General features: G+C 67.0%; 17 protein-coding genes. 12 read left to right on the plus strand and 5 right to left on the minus strand.

The genetic code is table 11. The features are described from left to right. The first annotated feature begins 81 nt into the window (after positions 1-81). The 5 genes from CFB34_RS31330 to CFB34_RS31350 all read left to right on the plus strand — a co-directional run bounded on the left by CFB34_RS31330 (position 82) and on the right by CFB34_RS31350 (position 7561). Positions 82-1725 carry a 3-(methylthio)propionyl-CoA ligase gene (locus CFB34_RS31330; protein WP_089440290.1) on the plus strand — a complete coding sequence of 548 codons (1644 nt, stop codon included), beginning with the start codon at positions 82-84 and terminating at the stop codon, positions 1723-1725. Positions 1726-1912: 187 nt separating this feature from the next. Continuing rightward, a complete protein-coding gene (locus CFB34_RS31335; protein WP_089440289.1) occupies positions 1913-3997 on the plus strand; it encodes a 3-hydroxyacyl-CoA dehydrogenase NAD-binding domain-containing protein in 2085 nt (694 codons plus the stop codon). A gap of 40 nt (positions 3998-4037) precedes the next feature. Beyond that, a complete protein-coding gene (gene pncA, locus CFB34_RS31340; RefSeq protein WP_011352345.1) occupies positions 4038-4670 on the plus strand; it encodes a bifunctional nicotinamidase/pyrazinamidase in 633 nt (210 codons plus the stop codon). Positions 4671-4720: 50 nt separating this feature from the next. Beyond that, positions 4721-5899, plus strand: coding sequence for an acetyl-CoA C-acyltransferase (locus tag CFB34_RS31345; protein WP_089440288.1), 1179 nt, complete (start codon positions 4721-4723; stop codon positions 5897-5899). Positions 5900-6160: 261 nt separating this feature from the next. Continuing rightward, the gene (locus tag CFB34_RS31350) at positions 6161-7561 is read left to right on the plus strand and encodes a GGDEF domain-containing protein (protein ID WP_089440287.1); all 1401 of its coding nucleotides are present in this window, start codon (positions 6161-6163) and stop codon (positions 7559-7561) included. Positions 7562-7724: 163 nt separating this feature from the next. Here the strand turns inward: CFB34_RS31350 and CFB34_RS31355 are convergent, their stop codons facing one another. Further along, a complete protein-coding gene (locus CFB34_RS31355; protein WP_089440286.1) occupies positions 7725-9869 on the minus strand; it encodes a hypothetical protein in 2145 nt (714 codons plus the stop codon). 820 nt (positions 9870-10689) lie between these two features. On the opposite strand from CFB34_RS31355, the gene CFB34_RS31360 reads away from it, so the two are divergent. Next, entirely contained in the window at positions 10690-11220 is a 531-nt protein-coding gene (locus CFB34_RS31360; RefSeq protein ID WP_089440285.1) for an isochorismatase family protein, read from the plus strand. 272 nt (positions 11221-11492) lie between these two features. On the opposite strand, the gene CFB34_RS31365 is transcribed toward CFB34_RS31360, so the two are convergent. Then, positions 11493-12416 carry a recombination-associated protein RdgC gene (locus tag CFB34_RS31365; RefSeq protein WP_089440284.1) on the minus strand — a complete coding sequence of 308 codons (924 nt, stop codon included), beginning with the start codon at positions 12414-12416 and terminating at the stop codon, positions 11493-11495. A gap of 25 nt (positions 12417-12441) precedes the next feature. Next, a complete protein-coding gene (locus CFB34_RS31370) occupies positions 12442-12807 on the minus strand; it encodes an Arm DNA-binding domain-containing protein (RefSeq protein ID WP_143329447.1) in 366 nt (121 codons plus the stop codon). Positions 12808-12931: 124 nt separating this feature from the next. Between CFB34_RS31370 and CFB34_RS31375 the strand changes: the two genes are divergently transcribed. The 4 genes from CFB34_RS31375 (at position 12932) to CFB34_RS31390 (ending at position 15344) form a co-directional block, all read left to right on the plus strand. Continuing rightward, positions 12932-13246 carry a Dabb family protein gene (locus CFB34_RS31375; protein ID WP_089440283.1) on the plus strand — a complete coding sequence of 105 codons (315 nt, stop codon included), beginning with the start codon at positions 12932-12934 and terminating at the stop codon, positions 13244-13246. Next, the gene (locus tag CFB34_RS31380; protein ID WP_046545900.1) at positions 13243-13722 is read left to right on the plus strand and encodes a PaaI family thioesterase; all 480 of its coding nucleotides are present in this window, start codon (positions 13243-13245) and stop codon (positions 13720-13722) included. The genes CFB34_RS31375 and CFB34_RS31380 overlap by 4 nt, the downstream gene beginning before the upstream one ends. Before the next feature lie 180 nt (positions 13723-13902). Then, positions 13903-14862, plus strand: coding sequence for an alpha/beta hydrolase (locus CFB34_RS31385; RefSeq protein ID WP_089440282.1), 960 nt, complete (start codon positions 13903-13905; stop codon positions 14860-14862). Between the two features lie 41 nt (positions 14863-14903). Further along, positions 14904-15344 (plus strand): GNAT family N-acetyltransferase, encoded by a 441-nt coding sequence (locus CFB34_RS31390; protein ID WP_069248160.1) that lies wholly within the window; start codon positions 14904-14906, stop codon positions 15342-15344. Between the two features lie 20 nt (positions 15345-15364). Here the strand turns inward: CFB34_RS31390 and CFB34_RS31395 are convergent, their stop codons facing one another. Together CFB34_RS31395 and CFB34_RS31400 are read right to left on the minus strand one after the other, a co-directional pair. Then, a complete protein-coding gene (locus tag CFB34_RS31395) occupies positions 15365-16210 on the minus strand; it encodes an NRDE family protein (RefSeq protein ID WP_089440281.1) in 846 nt (281 codons plus the stop codon). A 76-nt stretch (positions 16211-16286) separates the two neighbouring features. Next, positions 16287-17321, minus strand: coding sequence for a folate-binding protein YgfZ (locus CFB34_RS31400; protein ID WP_089440280.1), 1035 nt, complete (start codon positions 17319-17321; stop codon positions 16287-16289). 77 nt (positions 17322-17398) lie between these two features. On the opposite strand from CFB34_RS31400, the gene mltG reads away from it, so the two are divergent. Together mltG and tmk are read left to right on the plus strand one after the other, a co-directional pair. Further along, the gene (gene mltG / locus CFB34_RS31405) at positions 17399-18418 is read left to right on the plus strand and encodes an endolytic transglycosylase MltG (RefSeq protein WP_089440279.1); all 1020 of its coding nucleotides are present in this window, start codon (positions 17399-17401) and stop codon (positions 18416-18418) included. Then, positions 18418-19038, plus strand: a complete 621-nt coding sequence (gene tmk / locus CFB34_RS31410) for a dTMP kinase (RefSeq protein ID WP_039367036.1) — start codon at positions 18418-18420, stop codon at positions 19036-19038. The genes mltG and tmk overlap by 1 nt, the downstream gene beginning before the upstream one ends. Positions 19039-19056: the final 18 nt, after the last annotated feature.

Here is a 19056-nt window from a genome sequence, read left to right on the forward strand (position 1 = left end):
CACCGTGCGCCAGGCCCGTCCGGGGCCGCTGACGGGCGCGCCGCAGAGGCACCGATTCGCATCCTCACGGAGAACAAGACGATGGGTAAGCCGTTGCTGGGCCAGATGATGGACATGCCGTTGCTGGTGTCCTCGCTGATTTCTCACGCCGCGCGCCACGCCGGCGATACGGAGATCGTGTCGAAGCGCGTGGAAGGCGACCTGCATCGCTACACGTACCGCGATTGCGAACGACGCGCGAAGCAGCTGGCGCAGGCGCTCACCCGGCTCGGCGTCGAAACCGGCGATCGCGTCGGTACGCTGGCGTGGAACGGCTACCGGCATCTGGAAGCGTATTACGGGATCGGCGGGATGGGCGCCGTGTGCCACACGATCAACCCGCGCCTGTTTCCCGAGCAGATCGCGTACATCGTCAATCACGCGGAAGACCGCTACGTCTTCTTCGACATCAATTTCGCGCCGCTCGTCGAGGCCATCGCGCCGCAATGCCCGCACGTGAAGGGCTGGGTGGCGATGACGGACGCCGCGCACCTGCCGTCCGGCACGACGCCGTTTCTCTGTTACGAAACGCTCGTCGAAGCGGAGGATGGCCGTTACGACTGGCCGCGCCTCGACGAGCAGCAGGCGTCGGGGCTGTGCTACACGTCGGGCACGACCGGCAACCCGAAGGGCGTGCTGTATTCGCACCGCTCGACCGTGCTGCACGCGTACGGCGCAGCGCTGCCCGACGCGATGAACCTGTCCGCGATGGACGCCGTGCTGCCCGTCGTGCCGATGTTCCACGTCAACGCATGGGGGCTGCCGTACGCGGTGCCGCTCACGGGCGGCAAGCTGGTGCTGCCCGGCAAGGATCTCGACGGGAAATCCCTGTACCAGCTGATGGAAGCGGAGCGCGTGACGTTTTCCGCGGGCGTGCCGACCGTGTGGCTCGGCCTGCTCAACTACATGCGCGAGGCCGGCGTGCGTTTCTCGACGCTGAACCGCACGGTGATCGGCGGCTCCGCGTGCCCGCCCGCGATGCTGCGCACCTTCGAGGACGAATACGGCGTGCGCGTGATCCACGCATGGGGGATGACCGAACTGTCGCCGCTCGGCACGCTCGCGAAGCTCAACTGGGCGCAGTCGCAGCGGCCGCTCGACGCGCAGCGCAAGCTGCTCGAGAAGCAGGGGCGCGTGATCTGCGGCGTCGACATGCGCATCGTCGGCGAGGACGGCCACGAACTGCCGTGGGACGGCGTCGCGTTCGGCGAACTGCAGGTGCGCGGCCCATGGGTGATCGAGCACTACTTCCGCGGCGAGTCGTCGCCGCTGTCGGACGGCTGGTTCCCGACCGGCGACGTCGCGACGATCGACCCCGACGGGTTCCTGCAGATCACCGATCGCAGCAAGGACGTGATCAAGTCGGGCGGCGAGTGGATCAGCTCGATCGACATCGAGAACGTCGCGATCGCGCACCCGGGCGTGGCCGAGGCCGCCTGCATCGCCTGTGCGCACCCGAAATGGACCGAGCGCCCGCTGCTCGTCGTGGTGCCGCGCGAAGGGGCGAACCTGAGCCGCGACGCGCTGCTCGCGTTCTACGAAGGCAAGGTCGCGAAATGGTGGATTCCCGACGACGTCGTGTTCGTCGAATCGCTGCCGCACACCGCGACCGGCAAGCTGCAGAAGCTGAAGCTGCGCGAGACGTTCCGCGACTACGTGTTGCCGACGGCGATCTGCGAGCCGTAACGCCGGCCCGGGCCGAAAGCGGCTCGTGAGGCGGTCGCCCGATCCGTCCCCGGATCAGGAGCAAAATTCAAATTGAACGACCGTGCTTTTTCGTTGTATGCTGCCTCCGTTCAACAGGACATGCGGCTGTTCGACCGCGCACAATGAAGCGCAGCCACCCCGGCGCGCGATGCATGGAGGCAGGCAGATGGCAGTGGATTACTCGACTCGCGACGGCGTGGCCGTCCTTACGCTCAACAATCCGCCCGTCAACGGGCTCGGCCTGTCGACCCGTCAGGGCGTCATGGACGCGCTCGATCGCGCCGCGCAGGACCCGTCGGTGACAGCCATCGTGCTGACCGGCGCGGGACGCGCATTCTCGGGCGGCGCCGACATCACCGAATTCAATACGCCGAAGGCGCTGCAGGAGCCGACGCTGCACACCGTGATCCGCGCGGTGGAGGCGAGCGCGAAGCCCGTCGTCGCGGCGCTGCACAGCGTCGTGATGGGCGGCGGCCTCGAGCTTGCGCTCGGCGCGCACTACCGCGTCGCGGCACCGGGCGCGCAGGTCGCGCTGCCCGAAGTGAAGCTCGGCCTGCTGCCGGGCGCGGGCGGCACGCAGCGCCTGCCGCGTGCGGTGGGGCTCGAAACCGCGCTGAACATGATCGTGTCGGGCGCGCCCGTGCCGTCGGAGCAGCTCGCGAAGAGCGGGCTGTTCGACGAAATGGCAGACGGCGACCTGCTCGACGCGGCCGTCGCGTTCGCCGCCAAGGTCGGCGCGCAGAAGGGGCCGCATCCGCGCGTGCGCGATCGCAAGATCGTCCATGAGAACGCCGCCGGCTTCATCCAGTTCGCGCGCAATTCCGCGAAGGCCGCCGCACCGAATTTCCCCGCGCCGCACAAATGTATCGACGCGATCGAGGCCGGCGTGCTGCACGGCTTCGACAAAGGCAGCGTGGCCGAGCGCGAGGGGTTCGTCGCGCTGATGATGACGCCGGAAAGCCGCGCGCTGCGGCATGCGTTCTTCGGCGAGCGTGCCGCGAGCAAGATTCCCGACGTGCCGGCCGATACGCCGCTGCGCGAGATTCGCCGCGTCGGCGTGATCGGCGCGGGCACGATGGGCGGCGGGATCGCGATGAACTTCATCAACGCCGGGTTGCCCGTCACGCTGCTCGAGACGAAACCGGAAGCGCTCGAGCGCGGCGTCGCGACGATCCGCAAGAACTACGACGCGCAGGTGAAGAAGGGCAAGCTCACGCAGGAGAAGCTCGACGCGCGCATGGCGTTGATCACGCCGACGCTGTCCTATGACGACCTGAAGGACGCCGACCTGATCGTCGAGGCCGTGTTCGAGGAGCTCGGCGTGAAGGAGCAGGTGTTCAAGAAGCTCGACGAAGTCGCGAAGGCGGGCGCGATCCTCGCGTCGAACACGTCGACGCTCGACGTCGACAAGATCGCGGCGTTCACGAAGCGTCCGCAGGACGTCGTCGGCATGCACTTCTTCAGTCCGGCGAACGTGATGAAGCTGCTCGAGGTCGTGCGCGGCGCGCAGACCGCGAAGGACGTGCTCGCCACCGTGATGGCCGTCGCGAAGAAGATCCGCAAGACGGCGGTCGTGTCCGGCGTGTGCGACGGCTTCATCGGCAACCGGATGATCGAGCAGTACATCCGCCAGGCGCTGTTCATGCTCGAGGAAGGCGCGCTGCCCGTGCAGGTCGATCGCGCGATCGAGAAATTCGGTTTCGCGATGGGCCCGTTCCGGATGAGCGACCTCGCCGGCAACGACATCGGCTGGGCGATCCGCAAGCGCCGCTACGTCGAGCAGCCCGATCTCCATTACTCGAAGATCGCCGATCGCCTGTGCGAGCAGGGCCGCTTTGGCCAGAAGACGGGCGCCGGCTGGTACGACTACGTGCCGGGCGATCGCAAGGCGAAGCCGTCGTCGCTCGTCGACGAGATGGTCGTCGCGTATTCGAAGGAGCGCGGTGTCGAGCGTCGCAAGATCGGCGACGACGAGATCGTCGAACGGCTCGTGTTCGCGCTCGTCAACGAAGGCGCGAAGATTCTCGAGGAGAAGATCGCGTCGAAGGCGTCCGACATCGACATGGTCTACCTGACCGGCTATGGCTTCCCGCTGTGGCGCGGCGGCCCGATGCTGTACGCGGACGTGGTCGGCCTCTACAACGTCGAGCGCGCGATTCGCCGCTATGCGGCGGCACCGAACGGCGACGCATGGCAGCTCGCGCCGTCGATCGCGGAACTCGCGAAGGCCGGCCGCGGGTTCAACGGCTGACGCGCCGGATCGCGGCGCGACGCACACCCGGAGAAATGCAATGAAACGTACCGACGACGTCCTGCTCGTGATCGACGTGCAATACGACTTCATGCCGGGCGGCGCGCTCGCGGTGCCGGACGGCGACGCGGTCGTGCCGGTGATCAACGCGCTCGCGCAACGCTTCGACCAGGTCGTGCTGACGCAGGACTGGCACCCGCGCGAACACGTGTCGTTCGCGGCGAATCACCCGGGCCGCGAACCGTTCTCCACGCTCGCGCTGCCGTACGGCGAGCAGGTGCTGTGGCCCGTGCACTGCGTGCAGGACACCGACGGCGCGGCGTTGCATCGCGATCTCGACATCCCGCACGCGCGGCTCGTGATCCGCAAGGGCGGCGACGCGCAGGTCGACAGCTATTCCGCGTTTGTCGAAGCCGACCGCACGACGCGTACCGGGCTCGCGGGCTATCTGCGCGAGCTCGGCGCGAAGCGCGTGTGGTGCTGCGGGCTCGCGACCGACTATTGCGTCGCGTGGTCGGCGCTCGATGCGCGCGCGGCCGGCTTCGAAGCCGCGGTGATCAACGATGCGTGCCGCGCGATCGACCTGAACGGGTCGCTCGCCCATGCATGGCAGCAGATGCAGGCAGCGGGCGTCGCGCATGTGACGTCCGCGGGCGCGCGCCCGCAGGCGTAGCGCATTCCCCATCCGATTCAGGACATGAAGCAGGACCGAAGGAGACTCGCATGACCGAAGCCGTAATCGTATCGACCGCCCGTACGCCGCTGGCGAAATCCTGGCGCGGTGCATTCAACATGACGCACGGCGCGACGCTCGGCGGCCACGCGGTCGCGGCCGCTGTCGAGCGCGCGAAGCTCGACCCCGCACGCGTCGAGGACGTGATCATGGGGTGCGCGAACCCCGAAGGCGCGACCGGCGCGAACATCGCGCGGCAGATCGCACTGCGTGCGGGGCTGCCCGTGACGGTGCCGGGGATGACGGTGAACCGTTTCTGCTCGTCCGGGCTGCAGACCATCGCGCTGGCCGCACAGCGGATCATTGCGGGCGAGGGCGACGTGTATGTCGCGGGCGGCGTCGAATCGATCTCGTGCGTGCAGAACGAGATGAACCACCACATGATCCAGGAAGGCTGGCTCGTCCAGCACAAGCCCGAGATCTACTGGAACATGCTGCAGACGGCCGAGAACGTCGCGAAGCGCTACGGCATCTCGAAGGAGCGGCAGGACGAGTACGGCGTGCAGTCGCAACTGCGCGCCGCGGCCGCACAGGAAGCCGGGCGTTTCCGTGACGAGATCGTGCCGATCACCGTGCTCGCGGGCGTGGCCGACAAGGCGACGGGCCGTCTGTTCACGAAGGAAGTGACGGTCTCGGCCGACGAAGGGATCCGCCCCGACACGACGCTCGAAGGCGTATCGAAGATCCGGTCGGCCGTGCCGGGTGGCGTGATCACCGCGGGCAACGCGAGCCAGTTCTCGGACGGTGCGTCGGCCTGCGTCGTGATGAGCGCCGACGCCGCGCAGCGCGACGGGCTGCAGCCGCTCGGCGTGTTCCGCGGGTTCGCGGTGGCCGGTTGCGAGCCGGACGAGATGGGCATCGGCCCCGTGTTCGCGGTGCCGAAGCTGCTGAAGCAGGCAGGGCTGAAGGTCGACGATATCGGCCTGTGGGAACTGAACGAAGCGTTCGCGGTGCAGGTGCTGTACTGCCGCGACACGCTCGGGATTCCTGAGGATCGTCTGAACGTGAACGGCGGCGCGATCGCGGTCGGCCATCCGTACGGCGTATCGGGCGCACGCCTGACCGGCCATGCGCTGATCGAAGGCAAGCGGCGCGGCGTGAAGTACGCGGTCGTCACGATGTGCATCGGCGGCGGGCAGGGCGCGGCCGGCCTGTTTGAAATCCTCTGATCTTTGACACGGAGCGGCCGCGGTTTCGCTTCGGCGAGACAGGCGGCCGCGACGCGAATCGGCGCGACTGATCCGCCATTCGAAACAATCGGGAAGCAACAGGCATGCGCCCGGCAATGCCGTTTCCCCTTACTTGTCAAACAAATTGCCCCACCTATACTTGCTCTGACATTTGCCTTTCGGCACGATGGGCCGGATCGTGCGTCATGCGATCCGTGCCGCGAAGGTTCGAACCAACGCAGCAGACCGACCGGGGACCGAATGAGTACGACCTATGCAGCCGGGGAACCGCCGCGCGTCGTCAGCGCGGCCGCAAGGCTCTACGCGAAATGCCTGCTGGTCGGATTCGCGTTGCTGCCCGCCTATCTGATCGCCTATCTGTGGTTCTTCAGCGACCCGCACGTCGTGTTCGAGAACCACGCGTTCCATGAAATCGCGATCGCCGCCGCCACCCTCGAAGGCGCGTTCGTCACCTACGTGACGTGGGTCTGCTACCGGTCGTCCGGCGAGCCGCTGCTGCGCTGGTTGACGCTGGGCTTTCTCGGCTTCGCGATGATCTATGCGCTGCACGGTGCGTTCACCGGGATGGCGCATCACAACATCTGGCTGTTCCTGCTGTACGGGCCCGCGTCGCGGCTCGTGATGTCGATCCTGCTGCTCACGGGCCTGCTGTCGTATTCGCGTCCGCCGGATCGCCTCGAGAAGCGCACGAGCGTGCGCACGTGGCTGCCGTGGATCGTGTTCTTCGTGATCGTCAACGTGATCGTGGCGTACATCGCGTATTCGCCGGTCGCGGGCGCACCGGGCACGCGGCTGTCTATGGAAGGCGGCGCGCTCGTGTTCTCGCTGTTGAACGTCGCCGTGCTGCTCGCGCGACGGATCCGCTCGCCGCTGATGGTGATCTACGGTGTGTCGATCATGGCGTTCGCGCTGTCGTCGCTCGCGTTCATTCTCGGCAAGCCGTGGAATCACATGTGGTGGCTCGCGCATGCGATTTTTGCCGGCGGCTTCTTCCTGCTCAGCTACGGTGTCGTGCAGGCGCTACAGACGACGCGCTCGTTCTCGGCGATCTACAGCCAGGAAGACCTGATGAGCCGGCTGTCGGAATCGATGGCGCGCACCGAGAGCGCACTGCAGGAGCTGCGGCGCACGAACCAGAAGCTCGAATACATGGCCGCGACCGATCCGATGACGGGCGCGTCGAACCGCCGGCAGTTCATCGCACAGGTCGAGCGCGAGATGGTGCGGGCCGAGCGCGATGGCACGCCGTTCTGCCTGCTCGCGCTCGATCTCGACAATTTCAAGAACATCAACGATGCGTACGGGCATCAGATCGGCGACGAGGTGCTGCGCGGCGTCGTGCGCCAGTGCCTCGATGCGATCCGGCCCGCGGGCGGCCTGGCACGGGTCGGCGGCGAGGAGTTCATGGCGCTGCTGCCGGACATGCCGCTCGAAGGCGCGCGGATGACGGCCGAACGCGTACGCTCGTCGATCGCGAGTTCGCCGTTCGGGCTCGATTTCAAGCGCGTGCAGGTGACGGTCAGTGTCGGCGTCGCGCAATACGGGGCCGACGGCAGCACGGTCGATGCGTTGCTGCGCGCGGTCGACGAACGGTTGTACCAGGCGAAGCGGGAAGGGCGGAACCGGGTCGTGGCGCGGTGATACGGGTTCGCGCGGCACACGGGCGCTGGTGAACGGACGCGCAACATTCGGCCGCGCGGGCGTACAGCGGCTGTGTCCAGCGCCTCGATCTCCGACGAAGCCCCGGAGGCGGTCACGCCCCCGGGGCTTTTGCGTGTCAGGGCAGCACGCGACCGGCGACGCGCTACCGCGCTGCCAGCGCCGCCGCGCGCTGCGTCGGCTGCGCATCCTGCATCCGCTGCGACGCCTGCCACCAGTACTTGCCCGCGCGCTGCTGCGGGTCGCGGATCGCGAGATACGTCGTACTCCAGAGCTGTGCCGCGTTCGCTTCGGTGGCGTCCGCGCTGCGCGTGCCGAATGCATCGGTCTGGTACTTGCCGTTCACGTACGACCACGTCCACATCTCCGACGTGCGCATGTCGCGCCCGTTCGAGATCACCTGCCAGATCGTCTGTCGCGCCTGAGTGAGCAGCGAGCGTGTCGCGGCCGACAGGTCCTGGCGCGCGAGCTGGCGGTCGAGCCCGGCGACCCACATCGCCTGCTGCCACGACCAGATCACCGTGCCGTGATACGCGGAACTGGTGAACTTCGGCCACAGCGCCTGGCTTGCATACGCAGGATTCGCGATCAGCATCCCGGCATCGGTCACGAGCCCGGTCGGGAACGGCCGCGTGACGTCGGTGACGATCCGCTGAAGCTCGTCGTCCGGCGGCGTGCCGAACAGCAGTGCGAAGCCGCCGTCCGAATTCATCACCGGAATCGGGTTGCCCTGCTGATCGAGCGACAGCGCGTAGAACGCCAGCGGCGTGCCCGGTGCGGCGCCGGCCGGCACGCCCGCGGACGGCGCATAGGCCGACACGTCGGTGGCTGCCTGTGCGGCCGGCACGCTGACCTGGAACAGCGGCGGCGCCTGCGTTTCCCACGTGGCCGCCTGGTTCGCCGTGTTGGCGAGCGTCGCGCGCTGCCCGGCATCCAGATACGGATCGAGCAGGCCGTGTGTGAGGAACGCGTTCGCGGCACGCAACGCGGCCGGCACGAGCACCGCGTTGACGTCATACGGATAGACGCCGCCGCCGAGCCCGTCGGTGCTGTCGCGCCAGTTGCCGACGATTTCGCCGGGTCGCAGGTGGATCAGGTTCGCGACGGTCGGCTGCTGCGCGAACGGCTGCGCGGTCGTCGCGACGTGCAGCAGGTTGACGACCAGACGGCTGCCCAGGGTCTGCCCGTCACTGCCGCGCTGCGCGAGATAGGCGGCCGCGCGGGCCTGGCCGCGCGTATCGTCGATCAGCCACGCGGCCGCGATCGGCGCGAGCAGGTAGTCGCTGTCGATCATCTTGTAGTCGTAGGTCGGCGTCGGATCGTTCGGCCGCCCGTTCTTCTGGTTGTCGATGAGGGCGAATTCCCCGATCCCTTCCTCGTGCGCGACCTTGCCGTCGGTCGACAGCCGGCTCAGCACCGACGACAGGCCGGCCTCGATCGCCGCGGGTTCGAGCACGGGCATCAGCATGCGTACCGAGATCAGCGTGTCGCGGCCGAAGTAGGTGTCGTACTGCCACGAGCCGGCCAGCAGCTTGTCGTGGAAGCTCAGGAATTCGAGCACGTTCTGGCTCACCGGGTCGGGGTTCACCGAGGGCGCGAGCAGGTCGGCGTGCGTGATCGGCGACAACGGCGTCTCGCCCGACAGCGCATCGACATGCAGCCGCAGCGTGTGCGAGCCCGCTGGCGCGCTCAGGACGAGCTTGCCGCCCGCTGCCGGCGCGATGCTGCCGCCGTCGCGCAGCGTGATGCGCAGTGAATAACCGGGCGCGCCGTCGATCCGGTCGCGTTGCCATTGCGCGGCGCTGCCCTGAACCGTCGGCGCGGTGAGGATCTGCTGCGGAATCGTGGCGCCGCCGTTGAAGTCGCGCAGGAAGCGCACGTTGCTGAGCACGCCCTGGCGGATCGTCAGCGTGTTGGTGTCCACCGAGACGTCGGCGCCGATGCCGTACAGCGGACGGCCATGCGTGTCGGGTGCCGATAGCGCGGACGGCGGCGTGTCGAGGCTCCAGTTCACCGGCTGCGCGGTATCGTCGAACCACAGCCCGGTGCCGCTGTTGCCGGCGGGGAAGACCACGAGCAGGCGCGGCTTCGTCGACGAGCGCACGAGCAGGTGTGCGGCGACGTTGTCCTGCCGGTAGAACGCGTTGATCTGGCCGCCGGTGTCCATGCGGAACGACAGTGCGGCGTGGTTCGACGGCGGGTTGCTCGATTTGACGTCGTCGTCATTGCAGGCCGCGAGCAGGCCGGCGCAGATGAATCCGAGACACAGCGACTTCGCAAGGCGATGCATGTTGATGTCCCTCCTGATGATTGGCGATTTTTATGAGAATTATCGAATGAGCGGGTGCTCGATCTGCTTCATCCGGTATTGCTGAATTCCTGGGAAATTCAGAATTAATCCAGACGTACTTCGGGGGCGAATTGAACGCGAAATAACCGGTTGGCGGTTAATGCCGGAATTGAAAACAAAAGGAGGCGCTGCCCCGGCCAGGCATGAAAGACTTCTTTGCTGACGTTCCGGCGCTGTGCCGACATGGGTGTGCGCGAAGTGAAAAACGAAACGTAAGCTGTCGTAGGGGATTCTAAAGTTCGGATAAATTCGAAGTCAATAATGATTTTATGGTTTTCGAATAATGCTCCGGAATGAGGTCGCAATTATTGCTTGTTAGGCCGGTAAAATGTGCGAATTCATGGGGAAATAGAGAGGCGTTGATTGTCGAATTGAGTGAAAATCGATTGGCAATCGATGTCGGTATGGGTGATTGATTCCGAACCGGGATTGAATCGTGGCGGTTTGCCTGTCGCCGTGTCTCGGGTGGTGCAAACGAAGCCGTGGAATGTGGTGGATTCGGCAATACGGAGCGGTGAGCAATCGGCGTTCCTGGGACCGGGCTGGCGCGTGACTCCGTGAACTGGACTCCATGCGATCGCGCCAGCGGTGTCGGCAAGTTTGGTAGGCTTGGGAACCGCTTCCGTTTACCGAATTGCCGCACTCGGTCATTGATGCGATTCGACATCCGTCTTTTGCGGGACCGACGCTCTTGCGACAGAGCGCCTTTTCATCGATGGCCGACGGTGGTTGACCTCGCCTTCACCCCGGAGAATGCACCGTGCTGCACGTGTCCGACGATTCAGTGGTCGTATTGGTTGATTTTCAGACGCGGCTGATGCCGGTGATTCACGAAGGGTCATCCGTCGTCACGCAGGCTGTCCGACTTGCCCGTATTGCGCAGATACTCGGGGTGCCGGTGACGGGTACCGAGCAGAGCCCCGTCCAGTTGGGCCGGAACCTACCGGAGATCAAGGACCTGTGCTCCAGCACCGTCGTCAAGGATCATTTCGACGCATGCGCGGAGGGCCTGGTCGAGGCATTGCCGGCCGGGCGCAACAGCGTCATCGTCGCCGGTTGCGAGGCGCACGTGTGCGTGTTGCAAACGGCGCTCGGGCTGTTGCGCAGCGGCCGCAAAGTCACGGTGGTCAGCGATGCCGTGGGGTCGCGCAGGACGATCGACCGGGACGCGGGGATCGCCCGGCTCGGGGCGGCGGGAGTGCAAATCGCGACGGTCGAGATGATCGGGTTCGAATGGCTGGGCTCCAGCCGGCATCCGCGTTTTCGCGATGTGCTGCGCCTGATCAAGTGAGTCGCGGCGCGCGTGCGCTGACGGAAACAGCGTTTCGGGAGCCGGATCCGTGTACCTTGGAATGTCGGCGCATCGGCGCCGTCAGGCTTGGCCGGTCGGCTGCCGGCGGTCGTGGGCGGAATCCTCGCGTCGGCGGGCGACACGGAGAAGAATCGTGCGCGAGCGCCTGGTCGCGACCCTCCGACCGCGCGACGACCGTTCTCGTCGAACTGTCGCGCCGGCTCGAAACCTCGCCGTCGTTGGTGGCGAGGTTTCTCGGCCGCCGACGGAGCTCAGGCCGCTGCCGCCTGATGCGCCGAGTCACGCTGCTCGCCGCCCAGGATGTCGATGAGACTGGCCAGCATTCGCTCCAATTCACCGGTCATCAGCGCGACATCCGAGTCGAAGCGTTCATCGTCGTTCTGCGCGGTCGGATCCGCCGCTTCCTTGATCACGTCGAGCGGCGTCACGCGCTTGATCGTCAGCGACGGCGTCAGCACGAAGGAGATCCGGTTGTCCCAGGTCATCGCCAGGCGCATGCATTGTTTGCCGGCCTCGATGTGCCGGCGCATGTCGTTCGCTTCCAGCGCGTGGCCGACGTATCGCACCGTGGCGCCGCCTTCGCCGCTCGAGCGCAATTCGGCGTCCTGATCCACGGTGAATCCGCCCGGCGCCTCGCCGGACAACAGCCAATCCGTCATCGCGGCGACCGGCGAACGCACCACCTGAACACCGGCGAGCGGCAACTGATCGATCGATTTGACAAGCAGGCCGCGAACGTCGTCGGCAACAGCCTGTGAAGCCGCATCGATGACGAGCCAGCCGTTCACCGTATCGATCCACACGCGGGTATCGCGCTGAATGGTGAACGCGCGCGGGAGCAGTTCGTCGGTCACCTGCTCCTTGAGTTCGCGCATCTGCTTTCGCCCGACCTTGAAGCCCTGCTGCTCCTCGATTTCAAGCGCGCGTGCCTTGGTCACCTGAGTGACGACCGACGCCGGAAGCAGCTTCTTCTCCGCACGAAACGTCAGCAACATCTGCCGGTTGATCGAATACACGAGTGCGCCGTCGTCACGCGGCGACGCCCATCCGTGGCTCTGCATCTCGACGCTGGTGCCCGGCTGAAACGCGTGGGGCGCCAGCCATTTTTCCATCTGATCGGGGGTAACGGCCCAAGGTGCCGGAAGACGATGAAGCTGAAGGTTCTTGAACCACATAGGAGTACGGGCAAAGCGCACCATTCTATATGACGGTGATGCTTCGGGTGCGGATTCGGTTGCTCGAGGTGACGGTCCGATCGTTGATCGAGGTCGTGTTGAGTAGGGGGGCATCGCTCGCCAAATTCGCCACGGAACGGGAGCCGCGCCCTGCTCGAAAAGCTGCTTTGCCTTTGCCGATAGCAACGCGATTCTCCGTCCCGGCAATGCTGTACTTGTACCGGCAGAGCCTGGCGCCGGACAGTTGCACCAGCAGATCCAGCCCATCGAAGTCGGCAAGTTTGGTAGGCTTGTCGTCTGCCTTCGCTGGTCGGAACTTGATGGCATCAAGTGACACGGTGAAAAAGCGGGAATCGCCTTCGGGTGATCGAAACGATACCCGCTTTGTCACCCGCATCTCGCTCGGCCGGATGCCACTTCCGGCGAACGCAAGCGAACGGTGAAAGGGCGTAAGATGCCCGATTGGCAAGGGTGACAGGCAAGTCGCCGAACCGGAACGAACAGGAGCAACCGAAGTGATCCGTCATATCGTCATGTGGAAGTTGAAAGAATCGGCCGAAGGCGCGACGCGCGCACAGAACGCGCTGAAGCTGAAGGAAAAGCTCGAAGGCTGTCGCGATCTCGTGCCGGGCACGCTGCAGATCGACGTCGGCGTGGCGACGCCGGGCCTCGATGCAACCGCCGACATCGTGCTGGTATCCGATTTCGCGGACAAGGCCGCACTCGATGCCTACCAGATGCATCCGGTTCACCAGGAAGTGAAGAAATTCGTCGTCGCGGTGGCCGAATCGCGCGAGTGCGTCGACTACATCGTCGACAGCCCACGATGAGCGACGCGGCAACCCCGACGGACGGCCCGTCGATCGAAAGCCCGTTCGTCGACATGCTCGGCGTGCAGCTCGTGTCCGCGAAAGACGGCGCAAGCGAGATTGTGCTGCCGCTCGAAGAGCGGCACATGAACACGTGGAGCATCGCGCACGGCGGCGTGACGATGACGCTCGCGGACATCGCGCTCGCGATGGCCGCACGCAGCCTGACCGACGACGGTATCGGCGTCGTCACGGTCGAGATGAAGGTGAACTTCATGCAGCCGGGGCGCGGTGAGCTGCGCGCTTACGGGCGCGTGATGCATCGCTCGACGACGATGGCCTACTGCGAAGGCGAAGTGCGCGACAGCGACGGCAATTTCGTCGCGAAGGCGCTCGGCACGTTCAAGTACATGCGGCGGCTCGCGGTGGGCCGCGACATCAAGCGGCAACGTTCGCGCACGGCGCCGGACGCCCAGCCCGGCCCGAGCGACGCATAAGCGCCCGGACGCACGGCGGCCCTGCCTCTTCACCGGCAGGGCCGTTTTGTTTGGCGACATGCATTGCCCACCGCCCACCGTGGCATGTCGCAACGCACGGCGCATCACGCCCGCCGGACGCGTGCATGGCATCATGCACGCTTGTCCGTTCACGGTGCCCCGCAGGCGCCGTCCTCACCGATGCCGCTGAATCCGAAGATCGCCCAAGTGCTCGACATGATCGAGCGCGCGAAACGTCCGTCCTATCACCATCAGACGCCGCAGCAGGCGCGCGCCGCGTACGAGAAGAGCGCGCCGATCCTCGACGTCGCACCGGCGCCGATGCATTCGGTCGAGGCGTGCGTCGTGCCGACGCGCGATGGCCGCACGATCGGTGCGAGGCTGTACCTGCCGGTCGCGCCGAGCCTCGCGGAGCCGCTGCCCGCGCTCGTCTACTACCACGGCGGCGGCTTCACGGTCGGCAGCGTCGATACGCACGACGCGCTGTGCCGGATGTTCGCGCACGACGCGCAATGTGCGGTGCTGTCGGTCGGCTACCGGCTCGCGCCCGAACACAGGTTTCCGACGGCGGTGAACGACGCCGCCGACGCGTTGCAATGGCTGCATCGCGAAGCGGCCACGTTCGGCATCGATGCCGAACAGTTGGCTGTCGGCGGCGACAGCGCGGGCGGCACGCTCGCGACCGTCTGCGCGGTGCTCGCACGCGACGCGGGCATGCGCCTTGCGCTGCAAATGCTGATCTACCCGGGCGTGACGGGCTTCCAGGACACCGAATCGCACGCACGGTTCGCGAACGGCTACCTGCTGACACAGGACACGATCCAGTGGTTCTTCACGCAATACGTGCGGGATCCGGCGGACCGCGACGACTGGCGTTTCGCACCGCTCGACGGCACGCGCGATGCGCCGTCGTTCGCGGGCGTCGCACCGGCATGGATCGCGACGGCCGAATACGATCCGCTGAGCGACGAAGGCGCCGCGTATGCGGAGAAGTTGCGCGCGGCGGGAAACGCGGTCACGCTGGTCTGCTATCCGGGGATGATCCACGAATTCTTCAAGATGGGCGGCTACGTGCCCGAAGTGCGGGCCGCGCATGCCGACGCGGTCGCGGCGTTGAAGGCCGCATTCGACGACGTTTGACGGTGGTTGTTTGGCGGCGTACGCGCCACATGGGAGCTGCGATGACGAACGGCGTGGTGGAAACGGGCGACTGGACGGTACTCGGCGGCGACGCCGCGCGGATCCGCGACGCGGTGTTCGTGCGCGAGCAGCAGATACCGCCGGAATGGGAACTCGACGACGACGATCCGCTGTCGCTCCATGCGGTGGCGTACCGCGTCGATGCGGCGACCGGCGCGCGCCGCGCGGTCGCGACGGGGCGGCTGCTGCCGTCCGGCACGATCGGTCGCGTCGCGGTGCTGGCCGATGCGCGCGGGCAGGGCGTCGGGTCAGCCGTGCTGAACGCGCTGCTGGAGGCGGCGCGGCGCCGCGGCGAAATCGTCGTGCGGCTCTACGCGCAGGATTCGGCCGTGTCGTTCTACCTGCGGCACGGCTTCGCGGCGGTCGGTGAACCGTTCGTCGAAGCCGGTGTGCCGCACGTCGAGATGGCGCGCGCGCCGTAGCGCGGCACCTGCTCGCGGGCTCAGCGCGGCGGCGTCGCGTCGACGTCGAACGTGAGCGCGCGCTCGAACGTGCCCGGGCGAACGGTGCGGTGCGAGCCGTCGTCGTCGCAGCGTTCCTTGATCTCGACCGTCAGCCGCACACCTTCCTTCATCGTGACGCGCAGCGCGGTCGTGCCGCGCGTACCGTATTCGGGTGTCTCGATGAACGCAGCCGACAGCGCGCGCTCGCGCTCGATCGGAATGCCGGTGTGCGGCAGGGCGTCGTCGTCCGCGACATGCGGGTCGCGCATCAACGCGATCAGTTCGTCGAGCGACGGGGTGGGATTGTCGGTGAGTAGCGTGCCGAGCTCCGCGCGCTTGCGCACCACTTTCGGCCAGGGCGTATCGAGCCGCGCATTCGACAGCGCGTGCACGCCGGGCGCGATCGCGACGGGCGCGGCGACAGCACTCTCACCTTCGGGCGCGCGATTGCAGAACCATGCGAGCTCACGCCGACGCCAGTCGCCGACGAGCAGGTTGAAGCCGTTGTAGACGGCCGCATGCTCCGCGAGCCGCCCGAGATAGTCGAGCGGCGCGACGGACGGGCCGCCGAGGAAGTCGGACACGAGCTTGCCGCGGGTCGGTGCGCCCGCGCGGATGTCGAACGGCGCGCGGTAGTTCGTCAGCGCGGCGAAACGGCCGTCGCGCGACACGCCGAGCCACGTGCCGCCCGCTTCGAGATCGCGGCCGGCCAGCACGCCCGGTACATCTTCCCACCACGAGAGCGGCGCGCTGGTTCGACGAAAGAACTCGTCGCGGTTGGCGGTGAGGGTAAAGACGGGACCGGCGGCGACATCGGGCTGCCAGTCGAAGGCAATCAGACACATCGGGCGAATCTCTCGCAGGAAACATCGGGCGCCGGCTGCGACTCGCGAGCCGGCGCGCGAACGGGTTGTCAGTGCATCACGCTTCCGTCGGCCACGCGTACGGCAGCGTATCGAACGCGAGCGCCGGGCCGTCGGCCGAACCGAGGTGTACCGTGCCGCTGTCGAGCGCGGCGAGCTTGATCTCGACGAGCGCGTCGACACCGCCCGCGGGCGCGGCCGCCGCGTTGACGATCATCCCGCAGGGCTGGCCGGGATCGTCGCTGTGGAACAGCTCGACGCCGGCATGCACGGTAGCGGTCTCGCCGGCGACGTGCGCGAGCGCCGTGCGGCGCTTGATCGTGCCGCGGTACTGGCTGCGCGCGACGATTTCCTGGCCCGGGTAGCACCCTTTGCGAAAGTTGACGGCGCCGATCACGTCGAAATTGACCATCTGCGGCACGAACTGTTCGACGGCAGGCTGCGTGATGCGCGGTTCGCCCGCGCGGATGTCGAGCCAGTCCCACACGGCCGGCGACACGACCGGCAGCGACCCGCCGAGCGCGGCGATGCGCGCGTCGACTTCGGCGCGCGGGCCGATCCACAGATAACGCTTGCGGCCGGCTGCGTCGGGTACGCGGATCAGCGTGCCGGCGGGGCCGTCGACCTTCACGTGCACGCCGTCCGGCAGCGCGTCGAAGATGCCCGACAGCGCGTCGCGCACGTCGCCCGCGAAACCGACCACCGCGAGCGTGTCGCTCGCATCCGTCAGCTTCGCCTTGGCGCGCAGCACGAACATCGACAGCCGCTTCTGCACGGCGGCCTGCACGTCCTTCGACACCAGCAGGCGCACGCCGTGGCCGGCGCGCCACGCGAGGAACGAGCCGAGGAGGCGCCCCTTCGGCGAGCAGTAGCCGGACAGCCGCGCGCTCGCGGCGTCGAGATGTTCGATGTCGTTGGTGAGCTGGCTGTGCAGGAACGTCGCGGCATCATCGCCGGCCACGTCGATCACGCCGAACTGCGGCAACGGCATGCAGGCGCCCGGCGCATCGAAATCGGCGGCGGACGGGCGGGGGAAAACGGGGAGCGAGGCGGGTGCGGCCTGGACTGCCGGTGAAGCGAACGGTGTGCTCATGGAATGAGGGAACAGTCAACCCTGACTTTGACGGAGGCGAGCAAGTATTATATGGGTCTTACCTGAGTCACGTTTCCATGTCCCTACTGAAGAAATGCGCCGCGACGATCGTGGCGCTGGCCGTCGTCGTGGCCGCTGCCGGCGCGGGCGGCGGATATTACTGGGCAACCCGGCCGCTGCTGCTGGGTTCGGCATCGCTCGACGTCACGATCAAGCCGCGCAGCAGCGTGAAGAGCGTCGCGCTGCAGTTGAAGCGTGGCGGCGTGCCGGTCGAGCCGCTCGGCTTCGTCGCGATGACGCGCGTGCTCGGGCTGTCGAGCCGGCTCAAGTCCGGCAACTACGAATTCAAGACCGGCATCACGCCTTACGAGGTGCTGCAGAAGATCGCGCGCGGCGACGTGAACGAGTATGTCGCGACGGTCATCGAAGGCTGGACCTTCAAGCGGATGCGCGCGGAACTCGACGCGAACCCCGATCTTGCGCACGCGACGGCCAGCATGAGCGACGCCGAGCTGCTGCGCGCGATCGGCGCGCCGGACAGCGCGGTGCAGCGCGGCAGCGGCGAGGGGCTGTTCTTCCCCGACACCTACCTGTTCGACAAGGGCACGAGCGACCTGAACATCTACCGGCGCGCGTACCATCTGATGCAGACGCGTCTCGACGAGGCCTGGGCCGCGCGCGTGCCGGGCCTGCCGTACAAGACGCCTTACGAAGCGCTGACGATCGCGTCGATCGTCGAAAAGGAAACGGGCCATGCGGCCGACCGCGCGTTCGTCGCGGCCGTGTTCGCGAACCGGCTGCGCATCGGCATGCCGCTGCAGACCGATCCGTCGGTGATCTACGGGCTCGGCGATGCGTACGACGGCCGCCTGCGCAAGCGCGACCTGCAGGCCGACACTCCTTACAATACCTACACCCGACGCGGGCTGCCGCCGACGCCGATCGCGTTGCCGGGCGTGGCCGCGCTGCAGGCGGCGATCAATCCGGCACCGACGAGCGCGCTCTATTTCGTCGCGAAAGGCGATGGCACGAGCGTGTTCTCGGACACGCTCGGCGACCACAACAAGGCCGTGGACAAGTACATACGAGGTCAATAATGGCGAGCGGTAAATTCATCACGTTCGAAGGCATCGACGGGGCGGGGAAGACCACCCACCTGCAATGGTTCTGCGAACGCCTCCAGGGCAAGCTGGCCGCGGCCGGCCGGCAAGTCGTCGTCACCCGCGAGCCGGGCGGCACGCAGCTCGGCGAGAAACTGCGCGAGATCCTGCTGAACCAGCCGATGGATCTCGAGACGGAGGCGCTGCTGATGTTCGCCGCGCGCCGCGAGCATCTCGCGCTCGTGATCGAGCCGGCGCTCGCGCGCGGCGACTGGGTCGTATCCGACCGCTTCACCGATGCGACGTTCGCGTACCAGGGCGGCGGCCGCGGGCTGCCGCGCGACAAGCTCGAGACGCTCGAGCGCTGGGTGCAGGGCGGGTTCCAGCCCGACCTGACGGTGCTGTTCGACGTCGCGCCGCAAGTCGCGAGCGAGCGCCGCGGCGCCGCGCGCATGCCCGACAAGTTCGAGAGCGAATCCGACGCGTTCTTCTCGCGCACGCGCAGCGAGTATCTGCGGCGCGCGGAAGAGGCGCCGCACCGCTTCGCGATCGTCGATGCGACGCAGACGATTCCCGAGATCCGCCAGCAGCTCGAACGCGTGCTCGCCGCGCTGTAATTCGCAAGGAACGCACCC

Origin of the sequence: Burkholderia sp. HI4860 (assembly GCF_002223045.2) — a bacterium.
Taxonomy (GTDB): domain Bacteria; phylum Pseudomonadota; class Gammaproteobacteria; order Burkholderiales; family Burkholderiaceae; genus Burkholderia.

Bases quoted from the DNA above. Each gene is read 5' to 3' on its own strand.
- CFB34_RS31330 (WP_089440290.1), top strand. From the start codon at position 82: ATGGGTAAGCCGTTGCTGGGCCAGATGATGGACATGCCGTTGCTGGTG.
- CFB34_RS31335 (WP_089440289.1), top strand. From the start codon at position 1,913: ATGGCAGTGGATTACTCGACTCGCGACGGCGTGGCCGTCCTTACGCTC.
- pncA (WP_011352345.1), top strand. From the start codon at position 4,038: ATGAAACGTACCGACGACGTCCTGCTCGTGATCGACGTGCAATACGAC.
- CFB34_RS31345 (WP_089440288.1), top strand. From the start codon at position 4,721: ATGACCGAAGCCGTAATCGTATCGACCGCCCGTACGCCGCTGGCGAAA.
- CFB34_RS31350 (WP_089440287.1), top strand. From the start codon at position 6,161: ATGAGTACGACCTATGCAGCCGGGGAACCGCCGCGCGTCGTCAGCGCG.
- CFB34_RS31355 (WP_089440286.1), bottom strand. From the start codon at position 9,869: ATGCATCGCCTTGCGAAGTCGCTGTGTCTCGGATTCATCTGCGCCGGC.
- CFB34_RS31365 (WP_089440284.1), bottom strand. From the start codon at position 12,416: ATGTGGTTCAAGAACCTTCAGCTTCATCGTCTTCCGGCACCTTGGGCC.
- CFB34_RS31380 (WP_046545900.1), top strand. From the start codon at position 13,243: ATGAGCGACGCGGCAACCCCGACGGACGGCCCGTCGATCGAAAGCCCG.
- CFB34_RS31385 (WP_089440282.1), top strand. From the start codon at position 13,903: ATGCCGCTGAATCCGAAGATCGCCCAAGTGCTCGACATGATCGAGCGC.
- CFB34_RS31390 (WP_069248160.1), top strand. From the start codon at position 14,904: ATGACGAACGGCGTGGTGGAAACGGGCGACTGGACGGTACTCGGCGGC.
- CFB34_RS31395 (WP_089440281.1), bottom strand. From the start codon at position 16,210: ATGTGTCTGATTGCCTTCGACTGGCAGCCCGATGTCGCCGCCGGTCCC.
- CFB34_RS31400 (WP_089440280.1), bottom strand. From the start codon at position 17,321: ATGAGCACACCGTTCGCTTCACCGGCAGTCCAGGCCGCACCCGCCTCG.
- mltG (WP_089440279.1), top strand. From the start codon at position 17,399: ATGTCCCTACTGAAGAAATGCGCCGCGACGATCGTGGCGCTGGCCGTC.
- tmk (WP_039367036.1), top strand. From the start codon at position 18,418: ATGGCGAGCGGTAAATTCATCACGTTCGAAGGCATCGACGGGGCGGGG.